The 21,322-nt window shown below is 39.6% G+C and carries 16 protein-coding genes and 2 pseudogenes; 16 read left to right on the top strand and 2 right to left on the bottom strand.

Features of this window, described 5'->3' with window-relative positions; genetic code table 11:
• Positions 1-50: 50 nt before the first annotated feature.
• Positions 51-458 (bottom strand): Hsp20/alpha crystallin family protein, encoded by a 408-nt coding sequence (locus tag QUF78_RS10555; RefSeq protein ID WP_289324600.1) that lies wholly within the window; start codon positions 456-458, stop codon positions 51-53.
• A 557-nt stretch (positions 459-1,015) separates the two neighbouring features.
• On the opposite strand from QUF78_RS10555, the gene QUF78_RS28000 reads away from it, so the two are divergent.
• The 10 genes and pseudogenes from QUF78_RS28000 to QUF78_RS10600 all read left to right on the top strand — a co-directional run bounded on the left by QUF78_RS28000 (position 1,016) and on the right by QUF78_RS10600 (position 13,268).
• The gene (locus tag QUF78_RS28000; RefSeq protein ID WP_483313884.1) at positions 1,016-1,168 is read left to right on the top strand and encodes a PaaD-like zinc ribbon domain-containing protein; all 153 of its coding nucleotides are present in this window, start codon (positions 1,016-1,018) and stop codon (positions 1,166-1,168) included.
• A gap of 337 nt (positions 1,169-1,505) precedes the next feature.
• Positions 1,506-3,068, top strand: coding sequence for a benzoate-CoA ligase family protein (locus QUF78_RS10560; protein ID WP_289327290.1), 1,563 nt, complete (start codon positions 1,506-1,508; stop codon positions 3,066-3,068).
• A 52-nt stretch (positions 3,069-3,120) separates the two neighbouring features.
• A pseudogene (locus QUF78_RS10565) lies at positions 3,121-3,432 on the top strand (adenine deaminase C-terminal domain-containing protein); the annotation flags it as partial.
• Positions 3,433-4,246: 814 nt separating this feature from the next.
• Positions 4,247-5,860 carry a long-chain-fatty-acid--CoA ligase gene (locus tag QUF78_RS10570; RefSeq protein ID WP_483313840.1) on the top strand — a complete coding sequence of 538 codons (1,614 nt, stop codon included), beginning with the start codon at positions 4,247-4,249 and terminating at the stop codon, positions 5,858-5,860.
• A gap of 95 nt (positions 5,861-5,955) precedes the next feature.
• Entirely contained in the window at positions 5,956-7,233 is a 1,278-nt protein-coding gene (locus tag QUF78_RS10575) for an MFS transporter (RefSeq protein WP_289324602.1), read from the top strand.
• A gap of 98 nt (positions 7,234-7,331) precedes the next feature.
• Positions 7,332-8,504 (top strand): thiolase family protein, encoded by a 1,173-nt coding sequence (locus QUF78_RS10580; RefSeq protein WP_289324603.1) that lies wholly within the window; start codon positions 7,332-7,334, stop codon positions 8,502-8,504.
• 155 nt (positions 8,505-8,659) lie between these two features.
• The gene (locus QUF78_RS10585) at positions 8,660-9,808 is read left to right on the top strand and encodes an acyl-CoA dehydrogenase family protein (protein ID WP_289324604.1); all 1,149 of its coding nucleotides are present in this window, start codon (positions 8,660-8,662) and stop codon (positions 9,806-9,808) included.
• Positions 9,809-9,922: 114 nt separating this feature from the next.
• Positions 9,923-11,107 (top strand): thiolase family protein, encoded by a 1,185-nt coding sequence (locus tag QUF78_RS10590; RefSeq protein WP_289324605.1) that lies wholly within the window; start codon positions 9,923-9,925, stop codon positions 11,105-11,107.
• Positions 11,108-11,189: 82 nt separating this feature from the next.
• Positions 11,190-11,594, top strand: coding sequence for a PaaI family thioesterase (locus tag QUF78_RS10595; protein WP_101221671.1), 405 nt, complete (start codon positions 11,190-11,192; stop codon positions 11,592-11,594).
• Positions 11,595-11,669: 75 nt separating this feature from the next.
• On the top strand, positions 11,670-13,268 hold the full coding sequence (locus QUF78_RS10600; protein ID WP_289324606.1) for a long-chain-fatty-acid--CoA ligase: 1,599 nt from the start codon (positions 11,670-11,672) through the stop codon (positions 13,266-13,268).
• 98 nt (positions 13,269-13,366) lie between these two features.
• On the opposite strand, the gene QUF78_RS10605 is transcribed toward QUF78_RS10600, so the two are convergent.
• Positions 13,367-14,122 (bottom strand): hypothetical protein, encoded by a 756-nt coding sequence (locus tag QUF78_RS10605; RefSeq protein ID WP_289324607.1) that lies wholly within the window; start codon positions 14,120-14,122, stop codon positions 13,367-13,369.
• Between the two features lie 585 nt (positions 14,123-14,707).
• Between QUF78_RS10605 and QUF78_RS10610 the strand changes: the two genes are divergently transcribed.
• The 6 genes and pseudogenes from QUF78_RS10610 (at position 14,708) to QUF78_RS10635 (ending at position 21,318) form a co-directional block, all read left to right on the top strand.
• On the top strand, positions 14,708-15,280 hold the full coding sequence (locus QUF78_RS10610) for a hypothetical protein (protein ID WP_289324608.1): 573 nt from the start codon (positions 14,708-14,710) through the stop codon (positions 15,278-15,280).
• Positions 15,281-16,495: 1,215 nt separating this feature from the next.
• Positions 16,496-17,383: a Vgb family protein gene (locus QUF78_RS10615; protein ID WP_289324609.1), complete on the top strand. Its 888-nt coding sequence runs from the start codon at positions 16,496-16,498 to the stop codon at positions 17,381-17,383.
• Between the two features lie 25 nt (positions 17,384-17,408).
• Positions 17,409-18,061, top strand: a pseudogene (locus tag QUF78_RS10620) (Vat family streptogramin A O-acetyltransferase).
• A gap of 257 nt (positions 18,062-18,318) precedes the next feature.
• Positions 18,319-18,576, top strand: coding sequence for a hypothetical protein (locus QUF78_RS10625; protein WP_289324610.1), 258 nt, complete (start codon positions 18,319-18,321; stop codon positions 18,574-18,576).
• Positions 18,577-18,872: 296 nt separating this feature from the next.
• Positions 18,873-19,700: a MerR family transcriptional regulator gene (locus QUF78_RS10630; RefSeq protein WP_289324611.1), complete on the top strand. Its 828-nt coding sequence runs from the start codon at positions 18,873-18,875 to the stop codon at positions 19,698-19,700.
• A 130-nt stretch (positions 19,701-19,830) separates the two neighbouring features.
• Positions 19,831-21,318: a UbiD family decarboxylase gene (locus QUF78_RS10635; protein ID WP_289324612.1), complete on the top strand. Its 1,488-nt coding sequence runs from the start codon at positions 19,831-19,833 to the stop codon at positions 21,316-21,318.
• Positions 21,319-21,322: the final 4 nt, after the last annotated feature.

Here is a 21,322-nt window from a genome sequence, read left to right on the forward strand (position 1 = left end):
CTAAGGAGAATGTGGCTCCCTATGCCATTCTTTTTATTATTATTAATGAACTACTCTATGTTAATATCATCGGCTGTTATTCCGGGGGAAAACTTATGGATGCGAATCACCAATATCGGATTTGAGAATTCAGCGGTAATTCTTCGAGAGCAAATCGAAAAGGGGAAAGGGATTTTTCTCTGTGTAGGTATTGTATCCGCTTTATTTTCAAGAAATGGTTTATGAGTATCGTCAACGATGATCGATAGCTCATTATCACTTAAGCAAACTTTAATATCTTTTACATCATGATTTTCCAAAACCGCTTCCACCATATACTCATCGTCACTTTCGTATATATCAATTGAAAAAAGTTGATGATCCAACGCACAAGTTTCCGGATCCAGAAAAAAATTTTTTACCCATTCATCAAACTTTTCAACCTCATTCATTTGCGATACATGTTGATTGTCTTGCATGTTGATACCCCCGGTTTTCCTTTGTTGCATTATATGTTGGAGTAAGAAAATGGTGCTTGAAAAAGTGAAAATGGATGATGATAAAAAGATTTCCGAAAACGTGGTTCAAAAAATATAAAAAGCAGTAGAGAAGTAATCAAAGCAAAGGAACGATGGTATGTGGGTATAAAAGGGAATCAAAAAGTAGAAGGAATTCAATAAAAAAATGATGACCAATTCTAAATGAGTTGGTCATTTTTTTATAAACAATCGTGTTGATTGATCATGCCCGCACCATACTGCCATTAAAGTTAATACAATTTCAAATGTCATATTAATTGTATTTCATTGCAATTCTGAAAATACCTTCGATCTATTTCCTCTTAAGCAAACTTTGTTACAAATTCAGAAGAACCGTATCATTTCTGAAATCCCACTGATCACTTTTGGAATTTATCAAGTTGAAACTTAGTTTATTATAGATTCACTAGATATATAGTTAGGAGGTAATGATAATGGAAAAAAATCAAGAAGGTTTAAAATGTTCGTAAACCTGCATTAAGTATTTCTTTATTTCCATTGAAAAGGAAAATCCGACATGCCCATTTTGTGATGGCAAACATGTGGAATTATATTCATCCTTCGGTACTGCACAGTTCGTTAGGAAATACTATTGCTTAAACTGTAAAACTTTTTTTAAAAATATAGGATGGAAAGGTTCTTTCTACTGATCGACCTCATTAGCCAACCGATATGAATGGGTGTCAATACCTGTTAAGGGGGATGGCTTATCAGAATATAAGTTTCATAGCCTGATGGAATCACTTACCCTTGATTAACTGAATGAAAAAGAGCATTGTCAGGAAGGGAATTCGCTCAAATTAGTTCGTATGGCGTTTCCAAATGAATGAAAATGGAAGGTTAAGGAATTTATCCGGCTTTGTAATGGAATCCGTCTTCTTTTTGGAATAAAAGAAGACGGTGGGATGACGCTTTTAAAACCAGTAGCTTTTTGAGGAGGATATATGTGTGATAAAAACCGAATGTAAAATTAGAGGGTTAGGCTCGATGTACAATGCTTCCTATAATTTCTTACAGAAAAATATTGAAGCTGGCAGAGGGGAAAAAACCGCGATTTATTATGGAAATCAATCTTATACTTATCAAGAAATCGACACCATTGGCAATCAATTTGGTGCGGCATTAAAAGATCTGGGCATAGAGATGGAACAGCGCATCCTACTTTTATTACATGATTCTCCAGAATTTATCATTAGTTTCTTCGGTGCAATAAAAGTTGGGGTAATCCCGATTCCATCCAATACGCTTTTGCTTACAAAGGATTATGAGTATCTTTTGAATAATAGCCGTTCAAAAGTGTTGGTCACTACTTATGAACAGTGGGAGAAGTTAAAGCTTGTTAAAAATAGATTGCTTTTCTTAAGGCATGTCATCTTGGTTGATGGGGTTGATCACAATTTCGAGGAAGATAACGAACATTCTTTTCAGGGTCTTACTCGCAGACAAAATAAGGATCTGCCGCCTTGTTTTAGCAACATTAATGATCAAGCGTTCTGGCTCTATACATCAGGAAGTACAGGTGAGCCAAAAGGGGTTATACACCTTCAAACCGATATGGAAGAAGCTTTCAAAAACTACGCCAAAAACATTTTGCAAATCACCGAAAATGACATTACTTTTTCGGCTTCGAAGCTTTTCTTTGCTTATGGTTTGGGAAATGCGATGTATTATCCTTTTGGAGCCGGGGCTACGACTGTTTTAATGCCGGACAGACCGACTGCAGAAAAGGTGTTCGAGACGATTGAAAAGTATCGTCCAACCATTTTTTTTGGTGTCCCGACCCTGTATGGATCGATGCTCAATTACCTTGAGAAGACGAAGGAAACCTATGATCTTTCTTCAGTTAGACTTTGCGTATCAGCAGGAGAGGCACTGCCGGCTACTTATATTGAACAATGGAAGAGAGTTTTTGGATTGGATATTATAGACGGAATTGGTTCGACCGAATCACTTCATATATACATTTCCAATCAAGTAGATGATATTCGGCAAGGAAGCACAGGAAAAATCGTTCCCGGTTATGAAGCTAAAATTGTGGATGAACAAGGTCATGAAACTCAGGTGAATGAAGTGGGAGACCTTTTAATTAAGGGAGAAAGCATTGCAGCCTCTTATTGGAATCTTGATGATGAAAACAAAAAGAAGTTTTTCGGTAATTGGCTGTTGACAGGAGATAAATACTTTAAGGATGAAGGTGGCTTCTATTGGTACGCGGGCCGCAATGATGACATGATGAAGGTAAATGGAATTTGGGTATCGCCAATAGAAATAGAAAACGCATTCTTATCACATCCCGATATACTGGAAACTGCTGTTGTTGCTGTAAAGGATGAAAATGGTTTAATAAAACCAAAAGCCTTCATAGTATTAAAAGAAAGTGCGGAATCAGGTGAAGGAGTAAAAGCAGGAATAAAAGGATTTGTCAAAAAAGTGTTAGCGTCATATAAAGTTCCTCGCGACATTGAATTCGTGAACGAGTTACCAAAGACTTCGACCGGAAAGATAAAAAGATTTAAATTAAGAGAGCCAGAGATCAAATCACAATCGTAAACAAGAAGGATGATTCCATCTCCTTGAATGTGGATTGAAAATGAATGTCTGAAATCCAGAGGCGATGGCAAAAGCTACTTCACGTGTCCATGAACTGGGAGGAGGAATCGTAATTGTCGATGGAAATGTAATAATACTTGAAATTCCATTACAGCTTACGGTGACTTCTGATCCTTCATTTAATAGGGCAGTAGAATTTAATAAAAAATAATTAAAGATGCTTCAAGCGAGAGGCTATCCTTTTCAAGCCATTTTGTATACATTATTATTTTTAACTTGCTACTTTCTTCCTGGGCTGCGTTTAAAACCCTTTGGGCTATATGATGTGAAAAACATAGAATCTTATTTCCTTCCACATCCATGACGAACTTTTTAAATGAAAGGAAAGCGTAGAAAAGAACAGATGATATTAGTGGGCTTGCGGGGCTGCCGTTTCACCAAATTATTTGGGAAACGGCAGCCTGATTTTCGTTAATGTGGCTCATATAAAAATTCCCAGGGAACTCCAAATCGATGTATAGAAATACTTCAAAACGCCGATTATCCCAATCTATATTCGTTCATATTTACTGCCATATGTATTATTTAGGGATGCGCCCACCCTGGAATTTTTGAGTGTTTTAATTAAGGAGATTAAAAAGTGACTGAGCGTATATATAAGATCTATACAGGATGGTTCGATCGATTGAACCAGTTATGTCGCTTGGATGATTCTTGGACACGGTGAAGAAATAATAAGTTTACGAATGCGCAAAAGCTAAAAATCTAGGCATGAAAGTTAAGCTATAGATTTTTTATTTAATTACTCGTAAGCCAACTTTCAATAAACAATGAACTTGCCCATCCTTAGATGGGCTTTTCAAATTTAATAATACACCATGGATATGATCAAAATTATGATTTGTGAGTAGGTATAATCTATAATATGGTAAAAACCTACTTTTCACGATCGTTAGAAAACCAACTAGAGCCTGTGAAAATTCATAAATGAATTATTGGCATTTCGATGAATCCTCTACAGAAAGGCTTTATTTGTGAATAAAATTCATAAATGAATTGAGTTACACGTAAAATCTTGCTGTTTTACTCCTTTATAGGACTTGGCATGCAAGTTGCATAATAAATAAGTATAAATCAAACATGTACGATATGACATTCGTTTATGTGTGGAGGGATAAATGGTGCGAAAAACGATAAATAAACCATGGGAGCAATGGTATGTTGAAAGAATGAAATCTATGAAGCTACCGGAAATATCCGTCTATTCCCTGCTTGATAAAACAGCAAGTAAGTTTCCTCACCATACAGCCATCATTTATGAAGACGATTCATTGGATTATATGAATCTTAAAATGCAGGTAGACAAACTTGCAGGAAAGTGGCGTGAAATGGGCTTTGTTAAAGGTGAACGGATTGGTCTGATGCTGGCCAACCACCCTTATTTCATAATCAGTTATTACGCCGCGCAGGCACTTGGTCTAATAGTTGTACAGATGAATCCCATGTATAAACCGAGGGAACTTTTGCAAATTTTACTAGACTCGGATGCTAAGTATATTGTATTTGATCATACGGCCGCGGATACAATCGAAGAAACGAAAGCGATATATGCATTTGATGTCTGCATGAAAACGGAAGATGATCAAAATGGCTCATACTCCCTTCAAACGTTGATTCAATCCGGAGAGGCCATTAAAGAGTCCGAAATCATAAACCCTCATGAAGATATTGCAGTCATCCAATACACAGGCGGCACAACTGGGAAGATGAAGGGGGTCATGCTCACTCACCATAATTTAACCTCCAACGTCGTGCAGAGCTTTGAAATGTATGGGGATTCTTTGAAACCTGGTGAAGAAATCGTGTTGGCAGCTACGCCACTTTATCATGTTTATGCCATGACAAGTGCGATGAATCTAGGTATCTATATTGGAGCAGCCATTCTCTTGTTTCCCAAATTCGATCTTCAAGATGTCCTTTCAAACATTAAAAAATATCGCCCGACTTTCTTTCCAGGTGTTCCAAAGATGTATAATGCTTTCGTCAATCATCCAGGAATTGAAAACTATGGACTGGATTGTTTAAAAAGTTGTTCTTGTGGCTCGGCCCCCCTTCCAGTTGAAGTGATCAAGCGATTTGAGGTGTTGACCAGTGCCAAAATAGGAGAGGGTTTCGGCTTGTCGGAAGCTTCACCTTCCACTCATCGTAATCCGCCTTTCGGAAAAAGGAAAATTGGAAGCATTGGAATCCCTTTTCCAGGCACGGATTGTATGATCATTGACGATGAAAATAATGAAGTGCCTAACACAGGTGTCGGGGAGCTGCTGATAAAAGGCCCGCAAATCATGAAGGGATACTGGAATAACGAAGCCGAAACAAAAAAAGCCTTACAGAATGACTGGCTATATACCGGCGATCTTGCTGTTATGGATGACGAAGGATATTTCTACATAGTCGGCAGGAAAAAAGAAATGATCATCGTCGGCGGATTCAATATTTACCCGCAGGAGGTGGAAGGGGTTCTATATGAACATCCGGCAATTAAAGAGGCAGCTGTGGTGGGTATTCCCCATAAAGAAAAAGGCGAAGTTGTGAAAGCATTCATCGTTCCTAAAGAAAGCGATTCCGTAGACCTTGAAGAAATAGAAGGTTATTGCTATTCCCAATTGACGCCTTATAAGGTGCCGAAAGTATTTGAAGTGAGAAAAGAACTGCCGCGAAATACAGTGGGTAAACTATTAAAAAGATTGTTAGTTAAAGAAGAACTTGAAAAGGAAGGAAGAAAAGACTAAGGGGGATGCAGTTCGTTTGCTCATTCCAACCATTCAGGTTGAAACCTGCATTGGATGGGATGTCAAACACACATAAAGAAGAGGAGGGATTCATTATGCGTTGGGTTGTTCTCATTCTATTGTTCTTTGGAGCCGTGATTAATTTTGCAGATAAATCGATCATAGGACTTGCAGCTGTTCCTATCATGAAGGAATTCGATCTTTCCTATGCGGAGTGGGGTCTTGTCGGAAGCAGTTATTATTGGCTCTATCCAGTAACGGGGATTTTTGGGGCAGCATGGGCTGATCGGCTGGGTGCTAAAAAAGTGCTTGGATTCATCATGCTGACATGGACTGTTTTGCAATTTGGTGTTTTAGCCATTACCGCACTTCCATTATTAATTTTATACAGGATTTTACTGGGCGCATTCGAAGGGCCCTATAGCCCAATTGCTTATAGTCATGCAGATAAGTGGTTTCCGCCGAAATTAAAAGGCTTTGCCAATTCGGTAGTGGTTGGCGGAGGAACGGTTGGTGCGATGATCGTGGCGCCGATCCTCGTTTCCTTAATTACGATATTCGGTTGGAAGGTTGCCTTTGCCACTCTTGGTGCAGCAAGCCTAATTTGGTTCTTCCTCTTTCAATTTTTAACAAAGGAGAATCCAGTTGAAGTATATGAAAATGTACAAAAGAAAAAGAAAGTAAAACTTGAAAAAATAAAAGTGAAAGACTTTTTGTTGCTGCTGGCTTCACCTACTGCTTTATTTACTACCCTCGCTTATTTTTCAACTTATATATTAGTTGTTTGGTTTTCAGTTTGGCTCCCGATTTATTTAGTGGAAGCCGTAAAAATGACTCCCGGTCAGATGGGAACCAGTGTTGCCATAATCGGAGTCGTTTCCGTATGCATTTATATGGGTGTTTCGATGGTGTCCGATCATTTATTCAAAAAGAATCAGAATTGGCGGTCATCAAGGGTATTTGTCGTCGCGGGCGCAATGATTCTTGGTGCATTGTTCTTTTCCTCGATCATGGTGTTTCAAAATCCAATCTGGGTGATAGTCGCCATGTGTTTGGCAAAGGGCCTGACATACGCCATTTTACCGATTGGACCAACAATCATGATCAATGAAATGCAAGAGCGGGGGGGATTGATGACGAGCATTTTAACATCGTCTGGAAATTTAGCAGGCATTGTCGCACCTCTATTAACTGGCTATATCATAAGTTTAGCTGGAGGAAACCAACTAATGGGTTATAACTTATCGATATTGTTCATGGCCATCCTAGTCTTGGCTTTTGGCATCCTATTTGCGATATTCGTAAAACCTGCCAAATCAAAAGTGAATCATAAAAATAAAGGTTCGGATAACTTTGATCTTAAGTCCTCATAAGCAGGGTCGAACCTGCTTAAATTCAATGAAACTAGTGAAATGAAGGAAGGGCCATCAAATAATGTTATGTAAGAAAAGGAAAAGGAGCGGATGTTGAAATGAATAGAGATGCCGTCATAGTTTCTGCAGTACGAACAGCTATTGGAAAACAGGGAGGTGCACTTGCGTCTGTACCTGCCCACGTATTTGGAGCAGAAGTGATGAAAGAAGCGATAAAACGAGCGAATGTCGACCCTGAAATGATAGATGATGTCATCATGGGGAATGTATTGAGCGGGGGTGGAAATATAGCCAGGTTAACCGCGTTGGAAACTGGCCTTTCCATTCATCTTCCGGGACTGACTATTGACCGTCAATGCGGCTCGGGAATAAATGCTGTCAATCTGGCTGCACAAGCGATCCGTGCTGGCGAAGGCGATGTCTATATCGCCGGTGGGGTAGAGAGTATGAGCAGGGCGCCTTACTTGATGGACCGTCCGGAAAAAACATACAGTGCAAAGCCACCGCAGTTCAGGAAATCCCGGTTGTCCCCAAAAGAAATTGGCGATCCCCCAATGGGAATCACAGCTGAAAACTTAGCTGGAAAATATGAGGTCAGCAGGGAAGAAAAGGATGAATTCGCTCTACAAAGCCAAAAAAATATGGCTAGAGCCGTGGAAGAGGGCCGTTTTAATGAACAAATTGTGCCAGTTTCCATTCCGGTCAGAAAAGGTGAAGCCGTCGAATTTAAATTGGATGAACATCCACGACCGCAAATAACGAAGGAAGGGCTAGCCAAATTATCTCCGGCGTTTTTAGAAGGTGGGTCCGTGACTGCAGGAAATAGTTCAGGATTGAATGATGCCGCATCAGCCCTGGTGATAATGTCGAGGGGCAAAGCGGAGGAATTGGGGATAAAGCCTTTAGCGACGATCAGGGCTCAGGCAGTTGCAGGGGTGGATCCAAATTATATGGGAATAGGACCTGTTCCCGCTATAAGAAGGGTAATGGAAAAGTCAGGGCTTTCCTTAAATGATATGGACATCATAGAAATTAATGAAGCCTTTGCTGCTCAAGTCATTGCTTGTAATAGGGAGCTTGATATGGATCCCGCCAGAGTGAATGTGAACGGGGGAGCCATTGCACACGGACACCCACTTGGTGCGACTGGCGCAATTCTCATTACGAAAGCGGTTTACGAATTGATGCGTTCTGCGGGAAGATTTGCTCTTATTACAGCTTGCATTGGAGGCGGGCAGGGGATTGCTACGATAATTGAGCGTGAAGCCTGATTTTGTTAGTGTGAGGACTCTAGTTAACTAGAAAATTAAGTATTTGGTCAATTGACTGACTAGGTGATAACACGACATTCAAATGAAGCCCCATAATATGAAAAAACCTTATCCATGTCTCACTTTACATGAACAGACCTAAGGAGGAGTAACTCATGACAATCACTTTAACCAAGGAAATGCAGCAAATGAAGGAAATGATCCGTAATTTCGTTGAAAGGGAAGTGGAGCCTTACGCCATACAAATTGAAGAAGAAGATGCCATCCCGCAGCATTTGGTGGAAAAAGCAAAAGACCTTGGCTTATTTGGAATAAGCATTCCCGAACAATACGGTGGAATTGGCTTAAATGCGGTTGGAAAGGCTACCGTATTGGAGCAGTTAGGAAGGACCCATAATGGTTTTGTTTCATTAATTAGCGCTCACACCGGGATTGGCAGTACAGGTCTGGTTAAGCTTGCATCCGAACATTTGAAAAATAAATACTTGCCTGAAATGGCAGCAGGCAATAAAATTGGCGCCTTTGCTTTATCTGAACCCGGAGCGGGATCGGATGCAACCAATTTGGCAACAAGTGCAGAAAAGAAGGGTGATTACTGGGTGATGAACGGGACCAAACATTTCATCACGAATGGGCCGATAGCTGATGTTTATACAGTATTCGCTTTAACGGATAAAGATAAAGGGGCAAAGGGAGGGATTACTGCTTTTTTAGTAGAAAGAGATTTTCCCGGTTTGACAGTCGGCAAAAAGGACAAAAAAATGGGGTTAAGGGGATCATATACCTCACAGGTCATTTTCGAGGATTGTATCATACCTGAAGAAAATGTTATCGGCGAGGTTGGAATGGGATATATCTCTGCCCTTAAAATTTTAGGTGAAGGGCGGGTAGGATTGGCTGCAAGAGCAGTGGGATCAAGCGGGAAATTGATTGAATTGTCAGCTAAATATGCAAAAGAGCGCATTCAATTCGGTAAACCAATCGCGGACAACCAAGCGATTCAATGGATGCTTGCTGATATGGCAACCGAAACGGAAGCCGCAAGAGCATTGACGATGATGGCGGCACAAAAGATTGATGAAGGAAAAAAAGTGATCAAGGAAGCATCAATGGCAAAACTGTTCGCTTCAGACGTTTTTAATCGGGTGGCGGATAAAGCGGTTCAAATTCATGGCGGAATGGGATATATGGCCGAATATCCAGTTGAACGTTTTTATCGGGATGCCCGCATAACGAAGATTTATGAAGGAACGAATGAAATCCAACGATTAATCATTGCTCGTAATGTCTTGGAAGAGTGTTAGGCGATTTTTGCATTAATTAGCAAAAACGTAAAGAACTTTGAGCGCTATTAGAAAAAGCTTGCTGGCAGGCATTCTATTGCTCATGTATCTGTAATTTCAAGGGGGAGGAACGAAATGGGAGAAGATATTGTAATCGTGAGTGCTGTGCGAACGCCAATTGGAAGGTACGGAGGCGCATTTAAAGACATTAGTTCCGGTCATTTGGCGAGCATAGCCATCAAAGAAGCGATCAAGCGGGCTAATATTGCAGCTGAACAAGTGGATGAAGTCATTTTCGGGGAGGTTAGGCAAACGACCGAATCCTCGAATGTAGCGAGAGTGGCAGCGCTGCGCTCAGGGATTCCCGATACTGTAACTGCTTTTACGGTAAATCGATTATGTGCATCTGGAATGCAGGCCATCACATCAGCTGCACAGCAAATAAGCTCAGGCCAAGCCAAAATAATCGTTGCCGGCGGTACGGAAAGCATGAGCCGTGCCCCCCTTTATTTAAGAAGTGCCCGTTTTGGGGGAGACCGGACCAAACTAGTGGACTCTAATACTGAAGCAGGCCAGCAACCTCAAGAAATTTATGGAAAGAACTTGGGGATGGGAATCACCGCTGAAAATGTCGCACAGCGATACAACATTTCCAGGGAAGAACAAGATGCCTTTTCAGTGGAAAGTCAAAGAAGAGCGGCAAAAGCGATGGAAGAAGGAAAGTTCAAGGATGAGATAGTTCCTGTCCAGCTATTTGACAGGAAGAGTACGGTTACCATTGAAACGGATGAATATCCCCGCCCGGAAACCACAATGGAAAAGCTTGCAAGCTTAAAACCGGCATTCAAGGAAAATGGAACCGTCACTGCAGGGAATGCCTGTGGCCGTAATGACGGGGCTACTGCCTTGGTATTAATGAAAGCTAGTGAAGCTGAACGGTTACAAGTACAGCCAATCGCAAAGATTGTGGATTGGGCGACTGCGGGAGTTTCCCCTGAAGTGATGGGAATTGGTCCAGTACCAGCCGTTGGAAAACTTTTGGAACGCACCGGAAAAAAGCTAGAGGAGATTGGGCTTTTTGAACTGAATGAGGCGTTCGCTTCACAGGCATTGGCCGTAATCCGGGATTTATCGCTTGATGAAAATAAGGTTAATGTGAATGGGGGAGCCATAGCACTTGGACACCCAGTCGGATCGACGGGTGCCCGGATAGTGACTACGCTAATATATGAACTGATTCGCAGGAAAGAAAGATATGGAGTTGCCACACTTTGTGTTGGCGGCGGACAGGGAATGGCGATCATGGTTGAAACGATATAGGCCAACGATAAAGGAGTGGAAACCCAATGTGTTTCTGCTCCTTTCCATAAGTTGAATCGCGCAAAAGTGAGGGGGAAGAAGATTGCCTGTTGAAGTGGAGGATATTCGCAATCAATTCGAAAGTAGTGCATTCTTTTCACATATAGGGTTTGAAATCATTCGGTTTGAAGAAGGGAATGTTACGATAAAGTTAAACATAGAAGAACATTTACTTAATGTTAACGGATCACTGCACGGCGGCATTCATGCTACCATGCTGGATACCATTCTAGGAATGGTAACTCGTTCCGTTACCAAATCTAAAGTTGTAACGACAAGCTTAACTGTACATTATTTAGCCAGCATATCGAGCGGTGAATTATTTGCGGAAGCAAAAGTCCTTCAAAAAGGGTACAAAATTGCCTTTACTGAAGGAGAAATAAAAGATACTGAAGGCAACATCATTGCAAAGGGCACAGGAATATTTAAAATCATTCGTGATAAATGAAAGCAAGGAAGATCAAAATTGGCTGATAAATGGCTATATTTCATTTAATTAGAAAAGAATGAGGTGTGAAAAAAATTGACTAGAACTTGGCATGGATTTTATCCGATAGAAACTCCTGCTGAAATTGACATTCCATTGATGTCATTATACGGACTTTTAGAACGTTCGGCCCGACATTACCCAACCTGCAAAGCGGTCATAGATGGAGAACGGGAAATGACATATATGGAATTGAAGGATGCCTCAGATCGTTTTGCCGTGAAATTATACAACCGTGGATTTCAAATGAACGATCGTATAGCGATCATGCTGCCAAATTGTCTAGAATATATCATTGCCTATTATGCCATTCATCGTTTGGGTGGTGTGGTCGTTCAAGTAAACCCCCTCTATCAGTCAAGTGAATTGGATTATATATTACGGGATTCGGAAGCCGATTGGTTCATTGGGCGTGAGGAACAACAGGAAAAATTAGTGCTAACGGGTTTTTCTGACGGGTTAACGTTCATTTCTGCCGAAAAATTAATCGAAACCGGAACGGGTTTATCAAGGGTAGATATGGCACTTCCTGCTTTGACCATCGACCCAAAGGAAGCTCTGGCCGTACTTCAATATACAGGAGGGACTACAGGGAAATCGAAAGGGGTCATGCTTACGCATTTTAATTTGGTCTCCAATGTCTTCCAAGACTTTGCCTTTACGGCAGATGCCCTTCAACTCCAAAGGCCTGGCGAACGGATGCTTGGATTGACCCCATTATTCCATGTGTTTGGAAATGGGAGATTGAATAGTGCCATTTATGCCGGATCGACTTATATCACATTAGAAAAATTTGAAATAAACAAAGTGGTCGATTTGATTCGCACACATAGGCCAACCATTTTTCCTGGTGTCCCGACCATGTATATTGCTTTACTGAATCATCCGGATTTAACGGCGGAAGATTTAAGTTGCTTTAAATACTGCAGCTGTGGTTCAGCCCCGCTCCCTATGGAGATCATTCATCAGTTCGAAACAAAATTAGGCGTTTCGATATCGGAAGGATTCGGAATGTCGGAAACTTCACCTACAAGCCACCGCAATCCAGTTACAGGACAAAAAAAGCCAGGAAGTATCGGAGTTCCATACCCTAATACCGATGCCAAAATCGTTGATCTGAAAACAGGCATTGATGAATTGCCAACCGGCGAAATAGGCGAACTGCTCATTAAAGGCCCGCAAGTAATGAAGGGATATTGGAAAAATTCAGAGGAAACGGCAACGGCATTGCGGGACGGATGGCTATACACCGGGGATATCGCGAAGATGGATGAGGATGGATATTTTTATATAGTGGGCAGGAAGAAAGATATGATCATTGCAAGCGGCTATAATGTCTATCCAAACGAAGTCGAAGATATTATTTATGAGCATCCAGCCGTGAAAGAGACATGTGTATATGGTGTGCCGGATACATACCGTGGGGAAATGGTAAAAGCGGCCATAGTCTTAAAGAAAGGAAAGTCTGTCTCAGAGAAGGAAATCAGTGAGTTTTGCCTGCAGCGATTGGCCAGATTTAAAGTGCCGCGAAGATTTGAGTTCAGGGAACAGCTGCCGAAATCAGCTGTAGGGAAAGTTTTACGGCGATTATTATTTGAAGAAGAAACTCGGAGCCCCACTGTCGGGGAGAGATAAGCATATCTGTTATAGAATGAGAGTTCGTATGGAACCCTAATAAGGGAAAGCTTTTTTCGAAGTTCCCCTTATATAGGGTTTTTTACTAGTCTATAAAACTACTTTCCATTTAGGGGGATTTCAAATGAAGTCCCATCCACCAATAATTCGTGAGACTCTCCATCTGCTATATCATCGGTAGTGAATGAAAAGGAATCGAGCCCTTTGAATTTTTCATCAGGATCAACTAATAAGCCAATTGTGCCTTTTCTAGTTTCTCCGGGCTGGTAATCTGATCGACTTACTTTTTTTTTCCCCATAAAAGTATCCCCGGAGTGGATGAAATTTTTAGAAGGCACATTATATGTAAGATCATCATTGAAAGTAACTTGCTCCATGCTGAAGAACTGAAGTTCCTCCGAATCTTTATTTTCCACAGAATAAGTGATCTCCAGATAAGAAACCTCTTCACCAATATCCGTTTTAGACAACACAGTCTGTTGGTCGATTTCCTCCATGGATAAATTCTCTTTATAGTATATCGAATAAGCTTCTTCAAAGCTCAAACCAGTATAGGACTTGAGCTCCTCCTTTACTTCATCTGTGAGTGAAGATAATTGAATTCTGCGGATATCGTTGATTGTAATGACCATGGGAGCCAATTCAAATGACTCATTTATAGACTTCGTTTCTAGTAATGTGAATGTTCCCCAATCTTTTTGGCGGACCTTATCTCCGACTTTTTCAAGCTTGGTCCCGCCATATTCCTGAACCTCAGGAATTTTGGCCCCCTTGGCTTCTGCATTTTTCCTTTTTTCCGTTTTATTATCGCTGTCGATATAATTGAAGGCTATTACACATAAAAAAATAAGCAATAATCCAACAATTGTTGAAATAATCCATCTTTTACGGATAATTCATCACTCCTTGTCTTAAACCATTGAAGTCATAAACAATAATATACCATTTTTTTCGTAAATGAAGGAAAGAGTACCTCCATATTGACCCTTTTAATTACTAGAACAATTGACATGTTACCTGTTCCTTTCACAGAAAGGATGGAGAGAGAAAAAATGCTTGTTTTTTCATTTGCTCGCCCAAATAATCAATGTTTCCTGTCCATGATGATATCTCAGCTACAGTACAAGCCATTTTATATTAAAGTCATATCATATTAGGAAAGAGAAACTGAAGACATGCTTGGTAAAGGGATCCATGGATGAAGAAAATGACTTACGAACGACAAATAGATAGGTCCTTACTTATTTAAATTTCTTTGCCGTTTCGTGAAACTGCTGCTATTGCTCTTTCCTGGACATTATTTTTGCTTTCTCAGCATTCAGGAATGGGGTTTCCAACACTAAATCTTTTGCTTATTATTAATTCTTCTATGTACTTGTTTTTTCATCTCCCTGGAATCCATCTTCTAGTAAAAAAATTAAAAAGGAGACGTTTAGGGAATGTGGCCAATTAACAATGGTAAGGAACGGATACATCAGCCGAATAAAAGTAAAATGCTGTCCCGGCAAGAGATAAAGGCCATTGAGTCCTGGATATCTCAAATGGGGCCATTTCAATTTTATAAAACCGTAATACAAAATGTGTCTACTGCTAGAAAAACGCTAAAGTTCAAGTATAAAATGGTTGGACATGGATTTAACCGGGTCGTCTTTGATTTAAATAATGGCTATATATTAAAAATTGCATTGTCAGAAGTAGGATTAATAAGCACTGCAAATGAAGCCTATATTTATAATAACTGTAATGAGGAAGTCAAAAAGTATTTATGTCCGGTTAAGGAGTATGGAACTGGCTGGATCATCATGAAGAAGATGGACATTAATATGCCACGTGCAATCATGGAATATCCGAAACTTATCAAGTTGGAACTAAAGTTTCTAAAGTACGGTATCATTCCAATAGATTTGCGTTTTGCTAATGTCGGTTTTACCGAGAATGATGAAATGGTTGTCATTGATTACGGTCTCTTCACCATGGATCTAAATAGTCCTGTGCTGCGTTGGTTAGTTTGATGATGGTTCTATCCATAGACACAAGATAACAAAGGTAGTTAAATTAAATGGTGGTTTGCTCTATAAATCAAATCTGTTTGTAGCAAAAAAAAAGGAACTGGCTTTAACATTACAAATCTTGCGAAGAAACAGCAGTCTATAAAAAGATATAGAAAAATTGTTAAAGACCTAAAAAAAGATTGATTGCTTATATTAATTGACATTAGTAGTTTCAGAATCAATATAAAAAAAGCAAAACAAGAGATCTCCTCTTGTTTCAGACTGTAGACCAACTCGAAGGAAAGCGAGTTAGCCTGCAGTTTTTTTATTTAAAAACGTTTAAGTTGTTTTCAGAAATTCCTCCCTTCCTCCGACGGTCTGCCAAGACTCCTCGCCGCAAGCGTCTTTGGTGTCTCGGCTAGCCAGTTATTCGGAAGGAGGGTCGCAAATTTCTTCAATCCAGTGAGGGTTTCATAAAAACCATGGAGTATAACTAAGTCTCGTTTTAAAGTTATGGTATTCATTCCCTCGAAAAATTCTGAAAGGGATTGAGACCAATCCGAACCTCATTTTGTCGATAAACTCAAACAAGAGATTTCCGCTTGTTTTTTAATTTACAACTAATATCTTTATACCATTTCGCCGAGAACATATAGTGAGGTAATGAAAAAGGTTTTTACTTTAACAAGTAGGATGTTGTAAACAAATAACAATATATTTAAGTGAAGACCTCGCTAGAATATTTTAGGTTAAAGTTTGCAGAGAGTAGTGGTGGATTGTTAAATGGGGGGATGGGTAATTAGAAGTTGGGGCTAAGAATGACGAGTTCCTTATTCAATCTTCAGATACAGTTGTAGATAAATATATAAAATATCTTAGAAAGGCTATACGATTAGAGGAACTGGAAAAGATCTTATAGTTTGTTGAAGGGATAGAAGATGGAAAGGTTATGGTAAAAAGAAAAAGTAAACAAACTAGAAAAACGGTCTGATATAGTCATCTTATAGTTGGATTTGCTTATTAGAGGAACGCTTGCTTTACTACAATAATGAAGGTTGCTGAGGCAGCCTTTTTTCTCATGTCACTAACGGGGCAGTTAGTTGAAGAAAAATTTTATATCTGTGTTCAACAATCGGGCCATATTCTTGAATAAGAAGTAAAACCTTCTTTGCAGGATATCCATTATTTTGTAACGAATTACTAGAAGAATTTTATATAAGAAGAAGGAGGATTATAGTGGAGATAAATATTGACGAATACGAACTTCTTGACAAAGATTCTGGCCCTTATGGAATAACTACGGGAAAAGATGGTGCGCTATGGTTTACACAACATAAAGCAAATCAAATTGGTCGAATGACTGTTAACGGTGAAGTTACTCATTTCGTTGTTCCTACACCTGATGCAGGTGTCCTATCTATAACCTCCACAACTCAGGGTGATATATGGTTCACGGAAAATAGGGCGAATAAAATTGGAAAACTGACAGTAACAGGTGAAATCATCGAATATACTCTCCCGAGTCCAAATTCAGCACCTTTTGGAATAACTGAAGGACACAATGGAGACATTTGGTTTACCGAAATGAATGGAAATAGAATAGGGCGAATTTTACCATCAGGTGAAATTATTCAGTATGATTTACCGAGTCCTTGCTCCTATCCCTCTTTTATTGTTGCTGGACCTGACGGTGCCATGTGGTTTACAGAGAATCAGAGTAATCAAATTGGTCGGATTACGATGCTCGGAGAAGTGACTAATTACACTTTGCCAACAAAACATGCTGGTCCTGTAGGTATTACAAGTGGACCGGACGATGCACTCTGGTTTGTGGAAATTAACGGAAATAAAATCGGTCGAATTACTACCTCTGGAACAATAAGTGAATACTCCATCCCTACTGCAAATGCTCGCCCACACGCAATAGTAACGGGTCCTGACCGTGCTTTATGGTTCACTGAATGGGGAAGAAATCAAATTGGCCGAATTTCAATGCAAGGTGAAATTACGGAATATCTAATTCCTACACAAAATGCGGAGCCACATGGAATTATATTAGGACCTGACGGTGCCATTTGGTTCGCTGAGGAATGCAATAAAATAGGTCGGCTAAGTGTATTATAAAATTCCTGAAAGGCAGTGGATATCCATGGAATCAAATAGGCAACATGGGCCAAATCCTAAAGATAAATATCCGATTAAAGGAAATTGCGTTGTGCAATTTATAAAAAATACAATTACTAGACCAAACATTATTGTGGGTGAATACTCGTATTACGATGCAAGAAATGGTGAAACCTTTGAGGATCAAGTGTTATATCACTACGAATTCTTCGGTGACCGACTTGTCATTGGCAAATTTTGTGCAATAGCACCTGGTGTAACGTTTATTATGAATGGAGCTAATCATAGAATGGATGGTTTTTCGTCCTACCATTCAATATTTTCGGACACGGTTGGGGGAAATATACACCAACATTAGATCAGTTGCCGTTTAAAGGTGATACCATAATTGGAAATGACGTTTGGATTGGAATGGATACGGTCATAATGCCTGGAATAAAAATAGGGGATGGTGCAATTGTCGCGGCCAAATCGGTTATTACCAAAGATGTGGAACCTTACACTATCGTTGGAGGAAATCCTGTAAAGCACCTTAAAAACCGTTTCTCAGAAGAAATCATTAACGAATTACTGGAAATTAAATGGTGGGATTTGGATATTGATATCATTTCTGCTCATATAGATGTGATAGTAAATGGAGACATGGAGAATCTAAGAAATTTAAAAAATAAAATATGACAAAGTGAAGAACTTCAGAGAATCCGCGTTCGGCAGAAAAAGAAATATGTTTCTGGTTCCAAAAACGGGGGCAATTGTTGCATAATTAAATCCCAATTTCTTATTACTATCACTGAGAAATTGTTTTTTTGATACTGGAATATCCTTAACGTTGTAAATCAGTGTTGTCGGAACCCCTTTATGCAACTTACGGGGCAGGATAGTTCAAGAACACATGTTGCTGAATATGGTGAAATGAATAAAAAGGGAGGGGCGTTATGAAGGTGGTTCTTCAAGCAATTATAGGTTCATTTTCTCTTCATGTAATCTATGTAGTCGTTGTGATGTTAGTCGGTTATATTAGAACAAAAAACTATAAACCAGATGTAAAGAGTGCATGGGATAAAGTAGAAACCCTTCAAAACGAGATAGAGTTTGTGAGTGTTACGCCATCTCATTTTTATGTACTTTCATTTTTAGGAGTATCTGTAATATGTGGAATAGTAATTTTATCGTATGAAAAGTTAATGAACTAACAGATGCTTAACTTTAATAAGAGAGTTGCTTTGGCAGCTCCTTTTCTTGTGCAACAAACGGGGCAGCATTCCTGTAATAACTGAAGAAGTTGATATGATCCAGTTTTTTCGATAGAAAGGGCCTTTTAAATTCCATTCATTTTAAAAGAAAAAATGGTAAAGTTAGGGGAGGATAGATGTTGTCAAACCGACCCTCTCCAACAGGACATGGCTCCGCATATGAATAATGGAAGATAACAGTAAATGTAAGATTTAGAAAGAACTTCACAAAAAGGCTTTGCAGAGGAGGAGTACATTTGGGAGATTACTTATCAATCAGTGAAATGGCTTCCATTCACAGTATCTCAAGGCAAACACTCATTTATTACGATAAGATCGAATTATTTAAACCTGTACATATTGATGAACATGGTTATCGATATTATAGTGCAATTCAGATTCCATTTCTAAGGGAAATTTGCTTTTTGAAGTCGATTGGCATCAAACTGAATGATATTAAACACCATATAGGAAATCGGAATTTAACCACTGCCATGTCACTTTTGGAATTTCACCAAGAATTCATAGATAAAGAAATAAACTCCTTGATGAATACACGTACATTTATTCAACAGAGATTAATGAAATATTCAGAAGCAAAAAATATTAAAAGTGAATTGGATAAACCTATTATTGAAGAATTTCCTGAAAGGGATATCTTGTTTATACCATTTGAAAATAAATTGTGCCGTGAAGAATTACATTTAACGCTGATGAAAGCTTGGAATGTATTAAGTAAACATGAGATGCTTCCGTCCGAGGGATTCGGCACGGTTATTTTAAAGGATAAGCTTGGAACGGATGATGTTTTCGAGGGTGCGGGAATATATACTTCATTACCTTTTATAGATCCTGATATGGATAACATGATGACTTTGCCTGCTGGGCAATATGCGTGTGTGTATAAATATGGAATGCCATATAACATTGAGTTTTTAAATGAATTGGTTCAATGGATCAGTGAAAATCAGTATAGAATTGTAGGGGACGTCGTGGACGCTTGCTTATTGGATACGACCTTTTACGAGAATGATAATAGTGTTGATTTTTGTCAGCTGCAAATCCCTGTAGAGAAAATTACTTGAATTTTCAAATATCCATTGACTGTATAGTAGAAATACACTTTAGAATATCATTTGTAACCGATAACATTAAGGTTATTTGAAATTGATTGATACATAGGATACTGATCATAAAGTGATAGGGGGATTTTTTATGGCTGAAAAAATGAATAAAGTGACAGATTTACGTTCTGCCTTGGAACTATTGAAGTCCATTCCAGGACAATTGATTGAAACGGATGAACCAGTCGATCCTCATGCTGAATTATCTGGGGTTTATCGTCATGTCGGGGCTGGCGGAACAGTAATGCGTCCAACAAAAATCGGACCTGCCATGGTTTTCAAACATGTATTGGGTCACGAAGATTCAAGCGTGGTGATCGGACTTTTAGCCAGCCGGGAAAGAGTCGGACTCATGCTGGATACAAAACCGGATAGACTCGGGTTCCTTTTAAATGAAGCTGTAAAAAATCCAATTGATCCAATAACCATTTCAAATGATAAAGCGAAAGCTCAAGAAGTGGTTCACTATGCGGATGATCCGGATTTCGATATCAGAAAATTAATTCCTGCGCCTACGAATACAGAGGAAGATGCAGGCCCGTATATCACCATTGGCATGTGCTATGCCTCCGATTCAGAAACAGGTGAATCTGATATTACGATACATCGTTTATGTTTACAAAGTAAAGATGAGATGTCCATGTATTTTGTTCCTGGCCGCCATTTGGAAGTTTTTCGTGAAAAGGCTGAAAAAGCAGGGAAACCATTACCTATTTCCATTAGTATCGGTGTTGATCCTGCTATTGAAATCGCTGCTTGTTTTGAAGCACCTACGACCCCCCTTGGCTTTAATGAGTTGAGTGTTGCAGGGGCGATCAGGAAAGAAGCGGTTGAATTGGTCCAATGCTTGACCATTGATGAAAAAGCCATAGCGAATGCTGAATATGTAATAGAAGGGGAATTGGTTCCTGGAGTGCGTGTTCGGGAAGATCAAAACACCAATACCGGAAAAGCAATGCCGGAATTCCCAGGTTATACAGGTTCAGCTGTTGCGGAACTGCCTCTAATCAAAGTGAAAGCTGTAACGCATCGTGTCAATCCAATCATGCAAACAGTTATTGGTCCAAGTGAAGAACATGTGAATATGGCTGGCATTCCAACTGAAGCAAGCATTCTTCAAATGGTGGAAAAGGCCATGCCAGGCAAGTTATTGAATGTTTATGCCCATACTTCTGGTGGTGGTAAATACATGGCTGTTCTTCAATTCAAGAAAAGTCAGCCGAGTGATGAAGGACGACAAAGACAAGCTGCACTGTTGGCTTTCTCTGCCTTTTCTGAACTAAAGCATGTATTCATAGTGGATGAAGATGTGGATCCATTCGATAGTAATGATGTTTTGTGGGCGTTAAATACTCGTTATCAAGGTGATGTTGATACGGTTTTCATTCCTGGAGTGCGCTGTCACCCGTTAGATCCTTCACAAGATCCCGCATACAGCCCTACCATTCAGGAAAAGGGGATTTCCTGTAAGACCATTTTTGACTGTACAGTACCGTTTCATTTAAAAGAGGAATTTAAAAGGTCTGAATTTAAAGAGGTAGATCCAAGGCGGTTCGTTCCTGGTTTTTCCAATGTATAAGTTC

This window comes from Peribacillus sp. ACCC06369 (assembly GCF_030348945.1).
Lineage (GTDB): Bacteria > Bacillota > Bacilli > Bacillales > DSM-1321 > Peribacillus.